The organism is Bartonella sp. LJL80, assembly GCF_054871565.1.
In genome coordinates this window covers 241,772-255,676 of the sequence record NZ_JBTXLM010000001.1, presented here as the reverse complement: position 1 = coordinate 255,676, position 13,905 = coordinate 241,772, and the positions used below count along the sequence as shown (strand labels likewise).

The following is a 13,905-nucleotide window of genomic DNA, read 5'->3' as shown; positions in this document are numbered from 1 at the left end:
ACCGCTCCTCTATACGCTCATTTTGAAGCCTGCCTTCATCTGAAACACTGTTTACCCTTCTTACCGGTTATGCAGCAGTTAAGCTTGCGATTTTTTTTCAAAAGCCGCATAAAGAAATCGGAAGGGCTTTTCATCCGGTGATGGGTGCGGCCTTCAAAGCCGTAAGGGGCCGTGAGACGGTCTTTGATGGGTTCGACTCCCATGCTCTTCCGCCATCCAACATCAATTATCCGCTAAATTTTGTCGCTGGCTGTCAAAAGCCAGGCAAGAAAATGACGGGCTAGAGCGGTTCCCGATAGATGTAAATCGTCACTCGGATAAGATACCGCGACAAATCAAAAGTTTGAGACGCCCCGACCTGATGTAATCAGGTCGAAAAGCGCTCTAACGCCCGTCACATTATTTGCATTGGTGTCAGGAAATTCGTGTTTTCACCAGCAGCAGGAAAATGATCAAGCTTCCTCTGCGGCTTTTTCCACTTTTGGCTTAACCGTACGCCTCCGCCGCGGCTTCGCCTCTACAGCTTGTTCGACAGAATCATCAACTGCTGCAACGGCCGGTGTTTCTTCGACTTGTGTCGCAGGTTTTTCTTCACCTTCTACACTCTGTGTCGGTGGTGTCCGGCGCCTTGGTGTCCGGCGCATTTTTTTAGGCTCTTCTACCTGTTCTGGTGCGGCAGCATTTTCAGAAAGAGCGACCTCGGCGGGTACGCCCTCAATATCAGGCTGCGGGCCGCTGCCAGCGGGTTCCTGCTGTGTATGCATTTCTGCATTGTCGCTGTTATTATTTTCTTCGCTATCATCGTCAAGCGCTTCATCACGCTGGACCGGTTGCGGCATCTGGGCCTGCGCTGCCAGAATGATGCGTACATAATGTTCGGCGTGTTGGAGATAATTTTCAGCCATAACACGATCGCCAGCAGCTTGTGCATCGCGCGCGAGCGCTGTGTATTTGTCTGCTACATGCTGTGCATTACCGCGGATTTTCACATCTGGCCCGTTGCTTTCATAATTACGGGACAGTGGGTTTGGGCCGCGCCGATTGTTATTATTATTGTTATTGCTGTTATTATTATTGTTGTTATTGTTATTTCTGCCGCGCATGCGCCTATTTTGTTGTGGCCTCATAATAATCTCTTTTGGATGTCTTCTCTTTTTGGTCTATTTGTAATTCGGTTGATTTCCGGCCAAGGGATATGACGGCCTAAAGCCGATATCCGTTTTTTGATCATGCCAGTTGATATCCTATCAAGCTAAATCAAATTTTTTGAAAATCATAAGCAGCAGACGGAAAGGCTCTAACACCAATGCTCCGCAACAAGTCTGCCGATAGCCGAGAACCTAACGATGTTCGTGTGGCTTGCCAAGCTTTTTTTTGAAAAATCACACCATAGTCAATTGAACAAGCATTTTTTTTCTCAAATCATGTTTGAACGGTCAAATAAGCTTTATTCGGGCATCGTAAGGCGTTCAATATTCAAAATATCCGGCTGTCCATGGTGCTGTTTTGATAGCTTGGACAGCCTTTGTCGAATCACTCGGATATAACGATTTTTGCTGCACCATTCCTGACTTCACCAATGATTGCCGTCAAAGGATAGTGGTTGTTTCTTGCAAAATTAACGAGCTCATCCGCTTTTTCGGCGCTTACTGAAACGAGCAATCCGCCCGATGTCTGCGGATCGGTCAACATATGCCGTTTATATTCCGCAAATCCTAGGGGCAGAACGATATGTTCACCATAGCTCGCCCAATTTCGATGCGAGGCGCCAGTAACAAACCCTGCTTCCGCAAGGCGTTGGGTCTGGGTTAAAAAAGGTAGGCTAGAAAAGCGCATGGCAATTTCTACATTCGATCCCTGTGCCATTTCGAGACCATGCCCTAGAATGCCGAAACCTGTTACGTCGGTTAATGCGTGAACATCTGGATCGTTGCTCAATTCAGCCCCAATTTTATTCAGAAGCGTCATTGATGCAACCATTTCCTCATAGGCTTCGGCTTCAAGTGCATCTTTCTTAAACGCTGCAGAATAAATACCAACGCCCAGCCCTTTAAGGAGCAACAACTTATCTCCCACTTTCGCTTGCGCATTGCGCCGTATTTGTTTTTTGTCACAAATGCCGATGACGGCCAAGCCATAGACCGGTTCTGGACAGTCGATGGAATGACCGCCGGCGACGGCAATTCCGGCTTCGGCAGCTTTTTCACGTCCTCCATAAAGAATTTTCGCAACCACATCTGGATCAAGCTTGTCAACCGGCATGCCCAATATTGCGAGAGCCATTATCGGTTTGCCACCCATGGCATAGACGTCGGAAATGGCGTTGGTTGCTGCGATGCGTCCGAATGTTGCCGGATCATCCACCATAGGCATGAAAAAATCAGTGGTTGCGATAATACAGGTACCATTGTCCAATTCGTAGACCGCGGCATCATCGCTGGTTTCTGTTCCAACCAGTAGGTGTTCAAACGGGCCGAATTCGGGTTGATGAGCGAGCATTTTTTGCAAAACGGAGGGTGCCAGTTTACAACCGCAACCCCCACCGTGAGCAAGACTTGTCAAGCGGATGGGTGTCATTGATGTGTCCTTTTAATCATTGTTTCAAAAGAAAACATGCCGAAGCGCAAAGAAATACAAATCGGCAAAGTTGACCGCAAAAAACCAGATTCTACCCGTTTTGGGATTGTCATAAGGTCATTTGCGATCCATAACGACCGAAACTCGCAGAGTTTACAGATCAAATCAATGGGTTGTGTTGTCGCGTCTGCCTGTCGGAACGGACTGTCAGGATGCGAGAAGTAACGCAAAATTATGCCCGCTTGCTTTGACATGGGATTAGAATAATTCTATTCTATTGCAATAAATGAGAACATATCGGAGGATTGCCCGATGAATATAGAAATCTCGCGTCGTACCTTTTTAAAGGGTGCGGGTGCGGGTGTTGGCGCAACGGCTTTGGGGTCGCTTGGGTTTGGTGCTGCAGAGGCAGCGGTTGTTTCGGCAATTAAACCTTTCCGGCTGGCTTCCACAACACAAGCGCGTCAAACCTGTACTTATTGTTCCGTTGCCTGCGGCATTATCCTTTATTCCAAAGGATCGCTTGAAGATGGCAGCGCAAAAGTCATGCATGTCGAAGGCGATGTCGACCACCCGACCAATCGCGGCACATTGTGCCCGAAAGGGGCGGCGCTTCTGGATACAATCCACGCCAAGACCCGTTTGACAAAGCCGAAGGTTCGCCGTCCCGGTTCTGATCGTTTCGAGGAAACGACTTGGGATGAAGCACTGGATAAGATCGCCCGTTACATGAAAGACGATCGTGATGCCAACTTCGTTCAAAAAAACGCGAAAGGCCAAACCGTCAATCGTTGGTTGACAACAGGTTTTCTTGCAGCTTCGGCAACGACAAACGAAACCGCTTTCGCGACCTATAAGGTTGTGCGTTCCAGCGGTATGCTTGTATTCGATAATCAGGCGCGCGTTTGACACGGCCCAACGGTGTCCAGTCTGGGCCCAACATTTGGTCGTGGTGCAATGACGAACGCATGGACAGATATCCGTGCAACAGACCTTGTTATCATTATGGGTGGCAATGCCGCTGAAGCGCATCCTTGCGGCTTCAAATGGGTGACCCATGCAAAGGAACAGCGCGGCGCCAAGCTGATCGTTGTCGATCCGCGTTTCACACGTTCGGCTTCGGTTGCGGATTATTATGCACCGATCCGGCAGGGAAGTGATATTGCGTTTCTGTCCGGTGTCATCAATTACTGTATGACCAATGACAAAGTTCAGCATGAATACGTCAAGCATTTTACCAATGCCGGTTTGATCATCAAAGAAGGCTACAGCTTCGATGAGGGGTTGTTTAGCGGCTATGATGAAAGCAAGCGTGATTACGACCGGTCAAGCTGGGCCTATGAAATGGGCGATGATGGTTTTGCCAAGATTGACGAAACGTTGACCCATCCGCGTTGTGTCTGGCAATTGTTGAAGAAGCATGTGGCCGTTTACACCCCGGAATTGGTTGAGCGCATTTGTGGAACACCTAAGGAAAAGTTCCTGAAAGTGTGTGAAATGATTGCGGAATGTTCCACGCCGACCAAAACAATGACATCCATGTACGCGCTTGGTTGGACCCAGCATTCCAAGGGTTCGCAAAATATCCGCACCATGGCAATGTTGCAGCTCATCCTGGGCAATATCGGTGTTCGCGGTGGTGGCATGAATGCTTTGCGCGGCCACTCCAATATTCAGGGCCTAACAGATATTGGACTGATGTCCAATCTGCTGCCCGGCTATATGAATATTCCGATGGAAAACGAGATAGATCTGGAAACTTATCTATCGACACGTCAATTCAAACCGCTGCGCCCTAATCAGGTAAGCTATTGGCAGAATTACGACAAATTCTTCGTCTCATTCATGAAGTCCATGTGGGGCAAAGCTGCGACAAAAGAAAACAACTGGGCTTATGATTATCTGCCGAAATTGGATATCGCCAATTACGATATTCTAAAGGCGGTAGACTTGATGGATCATAACCAGATGACCGGTTATTTCTGTCAGGGCTTTAATCCGGTTCTGGCTTTCCCCAACCGTGAAAAAGTGCAGCGGGCCTTGGGTAAATTAAAATATCTTGTGGTCATGGATCCGTTGGAAACAGAAACAGCGCGTTTCTGGGAAAATCATGGTGATTTCAACGATGTCGAGGCATCTGAAATTCAGACAGAGGTTTTCCAATTGCCAACAAGCTGCTTTGCAGAAGATGAAGGCGCCGTCGTTAACTCAGGTCGTTGGCTGCAATGGCATTGGCCGGGGCAAAAACCGCCGGGTGATGCCAAGTTGGACAGCTGGATCATGGCACAAATCTGGTTGCGCTTGAAAAAGCTCTATCAGACCGAGGGCGGTGTCTATCCTGATCCAATTGTCAATTTACATTGGCCTTATGAGGATGAGAATGAGCCGCAACCGGCAGAACTTGCCAAGGAAATGAACGGTTATGTGCTGGAGGATGTTTATGATCCGAAAGACCCGACCAAAAAGCTCTTGGAAAAAGGCAAACAGGTTGCGGGCTTTGCAGCATTGCGTAATGATGGGACAACCGCTTCGGGCTGCTGGATTTATGCTGGCAGCTACACCGAAGACGGTAACATCATGGCTCTGCGCGATAATACCGATTATGATGAAAGCGGGTTCTATCCGAAATGGACTTTCGCTTGGCCGGCCAATCGCCGTATTATCTATAACCGGGCTTCAGCTGATCTGGATGGTAAGGCGTGGGATCCAACCCGTAAAATTATCGAGTGGGATGGAACGAAGTGGACAGGCTTTGATGTGCCCGATATCCCACCGGCTTCCAAACCACGCGATGTCGGCCCTTTCATCATGAATGCGGAAGGTTCGGCAAGACTGTTCACGCTGGCCGGTTTACGTGATGGGCCGTTCCCGGTCCATTATGAACCGTTTGAATCGCCTGTGGTTAATCCGATTGCTCCTCACATCAGAGGTAATCCGGTTGCCCGTGTGTTTGAGGCCGATTTGGCCAATCTGGGAACAAGTGCGGAATATCCGTATGCTGCAACGTCTTATCGCCTGACGGAGCATTTCCATTATTGGACCAAAAACAACCGCATCAATGCAGCATTGCAGCCTCAGTTCTTCGTTGAAATATCAGAAGAGCTGGCTGAGGAAAAAGGTGTTGCCAAAGGTGACTGGGTAAGGGTTTGGAACAAGCGTGGTCAAGTCTTTGCCAAGGCGCTGGTAACCAAACGCATTCGGCCGCTCATCTGTGATGGCAAACCGGTTCACGTCATTGGCATTCCGCTTCATTGGGGCTTTATTGGTGCAGCCAAGAAAGGTTTCGGGCCGAATTCACTGACGCCATCTGTTGGTGATGCGAATTCTCAGACACCTGAATTTAAGGCATTTCTGGTCAATATGGAAAAATCCAGAGCGCCGGTTGATGCAGAAGGAAGGCCTGAAGCATGACGATTAATATCAACCCACCAACCCAAGAAACGATAACGCCGCAGATAGGCCCGGATGATTACATCCGTGCCTCTGCTTCGACGATTGCGGAACCAAAACGCAAGCTGGAAGAGGTGGCAAAGCTGATTGATGTGTCACGCTGCATTGGTTGCAAGGCATGTCAGTCAGCATGTTCGGAATGGAATGAGCTTAGTCCTGAAATTGGCGAGAATGTCGGGGTTTATGACAATCCCCATGATCTTTCGCCGGAAGCTTTCACCATCATGCGCTTTACCGAATGGGTCAATCCAGAAACGGATACGTTTGAATGGTTGATCCGTAAAGATGGTTGCATGCATTGCGCAGAGCCTGGCTGTTTGGCATCGTGTCCTTCACCGGGCGCAATTGTGCAATATTCAAACGGCGTCGTCGATTTTGTCCATGATAAATGCATTGGCTGCGGCTATTGCATCAAGGGATGTCCGTTCAACATTCCCCGCGTATCTAAAAAAGATCATAAAGCCTACAAATGCACCCTATGTTCCGATCGTATCGCAGTCGGACAAATTCCTGCTTGTGCGAAATCCTGCCCAACGGAAGCCATCATGTTCGGTCCCAAGGCAGAATTGCAAGAACACGCTAAAGATCGTATCGCCGATTTGAACGACCGTGGTTATGCCAATGCCGGTCTTTATGATCCGCAGGGTGTCGGAGGAACGCATGTCATGTATGTTTTGCATCATGCCGATCAGCCAAGCATTTATGCAAATTTGCCGGAAAATCCAAGCATTTCACCAATCGTGAAAACTTGGAAGGGCGTATCGAAATATCTCGGTCTGGGTGCAATTGCCGCTGCTATTGCCGGCACCGCAGCCCATGCTTTGATTTTTGGGCCAAGCCGTGTGAAACAGAAGGACGAGGATGAAGCGCAAAAGACCTTGGAGGAAAGCGAACATGAAAACTAAGCTTTACGAAAAAGGTGATGCGATCCGTAAGGGCAAACCGATCATTGTCGATCGGTATACGGTGGGTGCGCGTATCAACCATTGGATTGCCGCGGGATCGATGATTCTTTTGGCGTTTACAGGCCTCATCATGTATTGGCCTCCGCTTTTTCCACTTGCCCACCTCGTTGGTGGCGGGCAGGTGGTGCGCACCATTCATCCGTATATCGGGGTTGTGATGCTGGTCAGTTTCTTTGGGCTGTTTTTCCGTTTTTGGCGCTTGAACATCTGGGAAAACTCCGACCTGCAATGGGCAATGCAGGTCAAAGATGTGCTGGAAGGCAATGAAGAAAACCTCCCTTCGATCGGCAAATATAACTTTGGTCAGAAATGCATTTTCTGGGTCATGTCAATTGGCCTGATTATTCTTATTGTGTCGGGCTTGATGGTTTGGCAAGCCTATTTTGCGCCTTATGTTCCCATTCAATGGCAGCGTTATGCGTTGATAACGCATTCAATGGTAGCTGCTGGAATTATAGCGGTTTGGATTTTCCATATGTATGCCGTTTATTGGATCAGAGGCTGTCTGACAGCGATGACCAAAGGAAAAGTAACAGGCGGATTTGCCTGGCTTCATCATCGTAAATGGTATGATGCCATCATAAAGGCAAAACAAGTGAAAGACAGCGAATAGTATTCAGTTCGAAGCTATTTTCGGATAAAAAGAAAACCCGCAAAGCCCAGAAACTGGCCTTGCGGGTTTTGTTGTTTTCAGATGCATGGACACGACCGCATGATCGTGCTTTTGCGTCATGCGATCTTACTCATTTGTGATGCTCGACAAAAGGCTGAGCCCGCATGACGGAAACAAATGAGATAACTGCGCAAATAATAATATAGATAGCGATAGGAAGCCATGCGCCGTTAAACTTTGCCTGCAAGGCCGTTGCGATAAGAGGCGCCGTTCCACCAGCGACAGCTGCACCAATTTGATAGCCCATTGTAATGCCGGTATAACGCACACGCGTGGAAAAGATTTCCGACATCAATGTTCCGAGAGTTGCTGTCAGTGGCGCCCAAACGATGCCGGCAGCCAGAACTGTTGCAAGAATGACGGCCCATCCTGTTCCAATGCTCAATATTTGGAAATATGGAAAGGCAAACAAAGCCATGAGCACGCAACCGCCCAAGAATACTTTCTTACGGCCAATCACGTCTGATAGCAGACCCATGAATGGAACCACAAGAATGGTGACAACCGATGCGATCGTGACAGCGTTCAACGCGAAAAGCTTTTCAACATGCAGCGTTCCCGTCGCGTAGCTGACGATAAAGGTGGTGAAGAGATAGAATGGCGCCGTCTCAACCACTTTTGCGCCGGTTGCGATAATGACTTCACGCCAATGATCACGGAAAGTTTCTACAAACGGAATTTTTGCGACATCGCCGCGTTTTTTTGCAGCTTTGAAATCGGGTGTTTCGTCAATACCCTTGCGGATCCATAAGCCGAGAAATACGAGCAATGCGCTCATCCAGAATGGCACGCGCCACCCCCAGCTTTCAAATTGTGCTTCAGGTAACAATGAGACGAGTGACATGGCAAGCGTTGCCATAACGAGACCCAAAGGCACACCAAGCTGCGGAATGCTGCCGAAAAGACCTTTGCGGTTGGATGGGGCGTATTCCACAGCGAGCAACAAAGCGCCGCCCCATTCCCCTGAAATACCAAGTCCTTGAATGATACGCAAAGTAACCAGCAGAATTGGCGCCCAAACACCAATCGTGTCATAGCCCGGTAGGAGGCCGATACAGAATGTCGATGCACCCATCAGAGTAAGAGTGATGACCAATGTGCGTTTGCGACCGATCTTATCGCCGATATGGGAAAAAATAAAACCGCCGACAGGGCGGATAAAGAATGTCAGCGAGAATGAAAGATAGCTGAGCATCAGGCCGACCACAGGGTCGAATTCTGGAAAAAACAGTTTATTGAAAAGTAAGGCAGCGACTGTGCCATAAAGGAAATAATCAAACCATTCGATTGCACTTCCAATCAAACTGGCGGCAAGTACCCTCGTATTCATAGGATTCGGTTTTTGACTTGTTGCCATAAATGTCCCTCTTATTTAAAATAGAATAGGTGATCCCCGTTTCGCAATGTTATTGTGAATTGCGAAAACTTTTATACAGATGCATGAGGCTTTGTCAAAAGCTGACTCAATTGATCCAGTATGCTGTGAAAATAAATGCACTCAGTGTTGGCCGGTCGAACCAAACCCGCCTGTGCCGCGCGTTGTTTCACTGACTTGGACAGTCTCGACAATTGAGACCTGTGGTGCTGCAGCGATAACGGCCTGCGCAATGCGCATGCCGCGTGTGATATGGAAAGGTTCGTCGCCAAGGTTAATCAACAAAACCTGTATTTCACCACGATAATCACTATCGATCGTACCGGGTGTATTCAGGCAGGTCATTCCATGTTTGAAGGCCAAGCCAGAACGTGGCCTGATCTGCGCTTCGTATCCCTCTGGCAATTCAAAAACCAAACCCGTCGGCACCAATACCCGTTTGCCCGGTTGAACAACTATTTCCGAATCCTGATCCACCGCAGCTCGTAAATCCAATCCGGCAGAACCGGATGTTTCATAGGCAGGAAGGCTTAAGCCTTCTGAATGGGGGAGGCGTCGGATTGAAAGAATTGTAGGGACGGGTTCTGTCGACATGATATCGCCTTTGCTTGTAACTAAAGGTGGTCGGCCATGTCTTTAGAGGTATTAGGCCTATGAAACAAGCATAAACCCTTTTTCCGTTCCAATCAGGCGCTGCCGATGAGAATGCCGGTGGCAAACACCAGAGCCCCACCGACGACAACCTGCAATGACGCTCTCCAGAAAGGTGTGTCCATAAATTTGTTCTGAATCCAAGCGATGGCCCAGAGTTCGAAAAAAACCACAGTAAAAGCGATGGTCGTTGCAATGTGAAAGTCGGGGATGAGGTAGGGCAAGGCATGCCCCAATCCGCCGAGTGCGGTCATGACACCGTTGGCAATACCGCGTTTAAGCGGTGAGCCCCGGCCTGATAGCTTGCCGTCATCATGGGCCGCTTCTGTAAAACCCATGGAAATGCCGGCACCGAGCGAAGCGGAAAGACCGACCAAGAAGGTCTGGCGCGTGTCCCCCGTCGCAAAAGCCGCTGCAAATATAGGAGCTAGGGTAGAAACAGAGCCGTCCATTAAACCGGCAAGGCCGGGTTGGATCCAGGTCAGAAGCGTTTGTTTGCGCTCGTGCTCACGCTCTTGTTCCTCGACAGATTGTGGTGTGTATTTTTTTTGCAAGGCGATGGCAGTCCTTTCATGGACCTTTTCTTCCATCGCGAGGTCTCCCAACAATTTCCGTGTCTCAGCATCGCTCGTACGTTCAGCAGCTTGCTGATAAAACCGTGCCGCTTGATCTTCCATAGCGGCTGCAGCTTCACGGACCTTATCAATGCCGAGTGGCCGAACAAGCCAATCCGGTTTGCGTTGATAGAAGCCGCTGACATGTTCGCGGCGGATAAGCGGAATATGTTTGCCAAACCGCTTAACAAACATATCAATCAGGCGACCGCGATGGCGACTCTCTTCCTCGGCCATCTTTTCAAATATTTTGGCGCTGTCAGGAAATTGTTCCCGTAAGCCTTCTGCATAATTCAAATAGATTTTTTCATCATCTTCCTCCGAAGAAATGGCCAAAGCCAATATTTCTTCTTCAGACAGTGATGTGAATGGTCGGCGCGACAGGGCATTTGTAAAACGGGAAAGCATATGAATCTCTAACAGTTTAGAATAGTTCTAAATATGACAGTCACGCCTCCAATGTCAAATTTAAATTATGAACATAGAACATTATGGGCATAATCAGAATGCGCGTGCTTGGTCCTATGGGCTCTCCCATTTGTCTTCAACGTAGCTAAAATAATCACGTTGGTTGTTAAATTGTTGTAATGCCTCTCTCTTGCCGAACAATCTTGGTATGAGGTTAGACCGAATTGCGCGTTTTATTGGTTGGAAAGCTTGATATGTCACACATATGCAAGGCATTTGAAGTGGTTACGAAGATTTAGGGGAAAAACGATGAGGAGATCGTTGGTCGCATTTGCCGTGCTTGTCATTATAGCGGTCATTGGATTGGTCGGTGCCAGCCGTGGTTGGTTCTGGTTTGTAGAGCCATCACTCAAAGAATTTCCCGTTCGGGGAGTCGATGTATCGCATCATCAAGGTGAAATCGACTGGGCAAGAATTCGACAGCAAGGTATTCATTTTGCTTATATAAAGGCTACAGAAGGTGGCGATTTCAAAGATCGGCAATTTCAGAGAAATTGGCAAGCCGCAAAAAGCGCAGGCTTGAGGGTCGGAGCCTATCATTTCTTTACATCAAAAACCGATGGCGCTTTGCAGGCGGATAACTTCATCCAGTCGGTTCCATGCGAAGTCGGTATGTTACCCCCTGTGATCGATGTGGAGAACGAGATCGTCGCTGATCCAACGCAGCAGCAGATAATCCGTGATCGATTGGGCATCTTATTGCGGCGCGTCGAGGCCTATTATGGTATGAGGCCGCTTATCTATACCGATGCAGAAGCCTATCCGGTCTATGTCGCACCACAGTTTGACGACTATCCGCTTTGGTATCGTTCCATCTTCGGTAAACCGGATCTACCGCAAGGAAAAAGCTGGGCCATTTGGCAGTATAATCCACGCGGCGTTCTTGAAGGGTATGAGGGGCGAGAGAAGTATATCGATCTGAATGTGTTCAATGGCTCACATGCAGTCTTCGCGGAATTTGGTCATTAGAGCGCAGTTTGAGATATTTGTCTCACGCTTTCAGGGCAATGTTAAAACTGCGCCGTTTAGCATCTCGTGTCGTCAAGCTAAGCACGACATATTTTCCTTCGCTGCCCTCAAAACAATACGATTTTCGTTATGGCGCAGCCATTTCTTGATTCTTAATGCAAGCTAGAGATTACTCAGCTTTTTTTGCATCATGACCAGATCAAGCCATTGCCCCTTCTTGAAGCCGACTTCCGGCATATAGCCGGTCTTTTCAAAACCGAATGCTTCGTGCAAGGCTATCGAAGTTTGATTACCAGCTTCAATGCCTGCGATCAGCATATGGATGTGGTTGCCCTTGGCATGGTCGATTAATGCGGCAAGGAGCATTTTGCCGATGCCTTTACCTCGAATCATCTTATCAACATAGATCGATAGCTCCGCCGAGAAGCGATAGCCTTCAAAAGGTCTGAAAGCGCCATAACTTGCATAGCCAGCGGTTTTACCGTCTTCTTCTGCAACAAGAACCGGAAAACCAACCGATAGACGGGTTTCCCACCATTGTTTGCGGTTTTCCCGATCAACGGTCTGTTCATTCCAGATTGCCAAAGTGTTTTCAACGGCGTCATTGTAGATGTCTTTGATCGAATCGAGATCGCGTTCTTCGGCATTTCTGATGATTGTCATTTGATCGGCTTCCCTCTTTTTGTACGGTTTTGCCAACCTAATGGCTTTTGGGGTCGTTGAACATAGCAAATCCACTGACAAGCTGTGTTCAAATCTCGGGCAATAAGGCAATCACATCGTCGGGTGTCAACCCTTGTTCACGCAGGGTGCGCAGACTGGTTGCATTGCTGCTTTTAGCCAGCTTACGACCATCGTTATCCAGTATAACATTGTGATGACGGTAAATGGGCGAAGGTAAGCCCAGTATATTTTGTAAAAGACAGTGGACGGATGTCGCCTGGTATAAATCACGCCCCCGCACAACATGACTTATTGCCTGCAAACTGTCATCCACAACAACAGATAGATGGTAACTGGTAGGGATTTCTTTTCGCGCCACGACGACGTCGCCCCATAATTCCGGTTTGGCTTTGATTGCTTTTGTTTCGCCCTTTTCCTCTTCCAGCCAATGCAAGTCTTGGCCGTAGCGCTTTAGAGCCAATTGCATATTGAGCCGCCAGGAATAGGGATGACCGTCTGCGATTTTCGCTGTTGCACGTTCGCTTGGCAGTGCGCGTTCGTTCGTTGGATAAAGCGGCGCCCCATCAGGATCGCATGGCCAAACGCTCCCCGCTTGCGTCGCCGTTCTGATAGCCATCTTGATATCGCCACGACTTTTGAAGGCGGGATAAACCAACCCTTCGTCACGTAATTTTAAAAACGCTGCATGATAATCATCGAAATGTTCGGATTGTCGCCGCAACGGTTGCTCGAATTTCAAACCAATCCATGCAAGGTCTTCGACGATCGCGTCTTCAAAAATCGCCGAACAGCGCGTTGTATCAATATCTTCTATGCGTAACAACAGTTCGGCATTGAGCCGCTTTGCCGCTTTCGCATTAACCAAAGCAGAATAAGCATGGCCCAAATGCAGATACCCATTGGGACTGGGCGCAAAGCGAAGTCGTGCTTGTTTATGACCGTGCATCTTTTTTGAAGCGTGTGAATGCTGTGATAAAAGTGGCTAGTGCCAAGAATAAGCTCGAAACGCCGTTCCAGCCTGCAAAAGATAACCCCAAAAAGTATCCAGCCGCGGTATCACAGGTGGGTGGACGCTTGCTGTTCAAACTACCAAGAAGATTGCCCGCATCGTTGGTAATTGCAGTGGTAGCAGCCGAGCAGTCGGTAGGGCCGGGCCAAAACTTATACTCTGCTCCAGCATGATATATCGAAAGGCCGAAATTATAGAGCATCAGAAGACCGGCAATGATGAAAAGGAGCCGGACGATAAAACCCGGAGCACGCAGATAGGAGAGAATGCCGGAGAAAAGCATTAAAGGTATGCCGATATAGTAAGGAACGCGCTCTTCCAGACAAAGCTTGCAGGGCATGTAGCCGCCAATATGCTCAAACCCCAAGGCTATCCCTATTGCCGCTGCCATTACAAAGGCAAGAAAGAATGCCGATGCTGTTTGTAGTCTATCAATAGGCCGGATCGGCGATGACAAAGCAATCATGTTA

At 48.5% G+C, this 13,905-nt stretch carries 12 protein-coding genes and 1 tRNA gene; 5 read left to right on the top strand and 8 right to left on the bottom strand.

Annotation, left to right across the window (positions count from 1 at the left end):
• Positions 1–119 precede the first annotated feature (119 nt).
• Positions 120–215, top strand: a tRNA-Sec gene (locus tag ACYSNS_RS01090).
• Between the two features lie 237 nt (positions 216–452).
• Here ACYSNS_RS01090 and ACYSNS_RS01085 read toward each other — a convergent pair.
• Together ACYSNS_RS01085 and selD are read right to left on the bottom strand one after the other, a co-directional pair.
• Positions 453–1,127: a DUF4167 domain-containing protein gene (locus tag ACYSNS_RS01085; protein ID WP_461721279.1), complete on the bottom strand. Its 675-nt coding sequence runs from the start codon at positions 1,125–1,127 to the stop codon at positions 453–455.
• 406 nt (positions 1,128–1,533) lie between these two features.
• The gene (gene selD / locus ACYSNS_RS01080; protein ID WP_461721278.1) at positions 1,534–2,577 is read right to left on the bottom strand and encodes a selenide, water dikinase SelD; all 1,044 of its coding nucleotides are present in this window, start codon (positions 2,575–2,577) and stop codon (positions 1,534–1,536) included.
• 312 nt (positions 2,578–2,889) lie between these two features.
• On the opposite strand from selD, the gene fdnG reads away from it, so the two are divergent.
• Genes fdnG through ACYSNS_RS01065 form a run of 3 tightly spaced genes read left to right on the top strand, consistent with a single transcriptional unit; the run spans position 2,890 to position 7,605 of the window.
• Positions 2,890–5,988: a formate dehydrogenase-N subunit alpha gene (gene fdnG / locus ACYSNS_RS01075; RefSeq protein WP_461721277.1), complete on the top strand. Its 3,099-nt coding sequence runs from the start codon at positions 2,890–2,892 to the stop codon at positions 5,986–5,988.
• The gene (gene fdxH, locus ACYSNS_RS01070; protein ID WP_461721276.1) at positions 5,985–6,932 is read left to right on the top strand and encodes a formate dehydrogenase subunit beta; all 948 of its coding nucleotides are present in this window, start codon (positions 5,985–5,987) and stop codon (positions 6,930–6,932) included. Before fdnG ends, fdxH begins: the two co-directional genes overlap by 4 nt.
• On the top strand, positions 6,922–7,605 hold the full coding sequence (locus ACYSNS_RS01065) for a formate dehydrogenase subunit gamma (protein WP_461721275.1): 684 nt from the start codon (positions 6,922–6,924) through the stop codon (positions 7,603–7,605). The genes fdxH and ACYSNS_RS01065 overlap by 11 nt, the downstream gene beginning before the upstream one ends.
• Before the next feature lie 130 nt (positions 7,606–7,735).
• Here the strand turns inward: ACYSNS_RS01065 and ACYSNS_RS01060 are convergent, their stop codons facing one another.
• The 3 genes from ACYSNS_RS01060 to mbfA all read right to left on the bottom strand — a co-directional run bounded on the left by ACYSNS_RS01060 (position 7,736) and on the right by mbfA (position 10,713).
• Complete coding sequence (locus ACYSNS_RS01060) at positions 7,736–9,022, bottom strand: MFS transporter (RefSeq protein WP_461721274.1); 1,287 nt, start codon at positions 9,020–9,022, stop codon at positions 7,736–7,738.
• A gap of 141 nt (positions 9,023–9,163) precedes the next feature.
• The gene (dut, locus tag ACYSNS_RS01055) at positions 9,164–9,634 is read right to left on the bottom strand and encodes a dUTP diphosphatase (RefSeq protein ID WP_461721273.1); all 471 of its coding nucleotides are present in this window, start codon (positions 9,632–9,634) and stop codon (positions 9,164–9,166) included.
• 92 nt (positions 9,635–9,726) lie between these two features.
• Entirely contained in the window at positions 9,727–10,713 is a 987-nt protein-coding gene (gene mbfA / locus ACYSNS_RS01050) for an iron exporter MbfA (RefSeq protein WP_461721272.1), read from the bottom strand.
• A 309-nt stretch (positions 10,714–11,022) separates the two neighbouring features.
• Between mbfA and ACYSNS_RS01045 the strand changes: the two genes are divergently transcribed.
• A complete protein-coding gene (locus tag ACYSNS_RS01045; protein ID WP_461721271.1) occupies positions 11,023–11,742 on the top strand; it encodes a GH25 family lysozyme in 720 nt (239 codons plus the stop codon).
• 162 nt (positions 11,743–11,904) lie between these two features.
• On the opposite strand, the gene ACYSNS_RS01040 is transcribed toward ACYSNS_RS01045, so the two are convergent.
• The 3 genes from ACYSNS_RS01040 to ACYSNS_RS01030 form a co-directional block, all read right to left on the bottom strand.
• A complete protein-coding gene (locus ACYSNS_RS01040) occupies positions 11,905–12,405 on the bottom strand; it encodes a GNAT family N-acetyltransferase (RefSeq protein WP_461721270.1) in 501 nt (166 codons plus the stop codon).
• Between the two features lie 88 nt (positions 12,406–12,493).
• Positions 12,494–13,372, bottom strand: coding sequence for a tRNA glutamyl-Q(34) synthetase GluQRS (gene gluQRS, locus ACYSNS_RS01035; RefSeq protein WP_461721269.1), 879 nt, complete (start codon positions 13,370–13,372; stop codon positions 12,494–12,496).
• Positions 13,359–13,892 (bottom strand): disulfide bond formation protein B, encoded by a 534-nt coding sequence (locus ACYSNS_RS01030; protein WP_461721872.1) that lies wholly within the window; start codon positions 13,890–13,892, stop codon positions 13,359–13,361. Before ACYSNS_RS01030 ends, gluQRS begins: the two co-directional genes overlap by 14 nt.
• Between the last annotated feature and the right edge of the window lie 13 nt (positions 13,893–13,905).

Excerpts from the sequence above, each read along its gene's own strand:
- ACYSNS_RS01060 (WP_461721274.1), bottom strand. The coding sequence starts at position 9,022 with ATGGCAACAAGTCAAAAACCGAATCCTATGAATACGAGGGTACTTGCC.
- mbfA (WP_461721272.1), bottom strand. The coding sequence starts at position 10,713 with ATGCTTTCCCGTTTTACAAATGCCCTGTCGCGCCGACCATTCACATCA.
- selD (WP_461721278.1), bottom strand. The coding sequence starts at position 2,577 with ATGACACCCATCCGCTTGACAAGTCTTGCTCACGGTGGGGGTTGCGGT.
- ACYSNS_RS01040 (WP_461721270.1), bottom strand. The coding sequence starts at position 12,405 with ATGACAATCATCAGAAATGCCGAAGAACGCGATCTCGATTCGATCAAA.
- fdxH (WP_461721276.1), top strand. The coding sequence starts at position 5,985 with ATGACGATTAATATCAACCCACCAACCCAAGAAACGATAACGCCGCAG.
- ACYSNS_RS01085 (WP_461721279.1), bottom strand. The coding sequence starts at position 1,127 with ATGAGGCCACAACAAAATAGGCGCATGCGCGGCAGAAATAACAATAAC.
- dut (WP_461721273.1), bottom strand. The coding sequence starts at position 9,634 with ATGTCGACAGAACCCGTCCCTACAATTCTTTCAATCCGACGCCTCCCC.
- ACYSNS_RS01045 (WP_461721271.1), top strand. The coding sequence starts at position 11,023 with ATGAGGAGATCGTTGGTCGCATTTGCCGTGCTTGTCATTATAGCGGTC.
- gluQRS (WP_461721269.1), bottom strand. The coding sequence starts at position 13,372 with ATGCACGGTCATAAACAAGCACGACTTCGCTTTGCGCCCAGTCCCAAT.
- ACYSNS_RS01065 (WP_461721275.1), top strand. The coding sequence starts at position 6,922 with ATGAAAACTAAGCTTTACGAAAAAGGTGATGCGATCCGTAAGGGCAAA.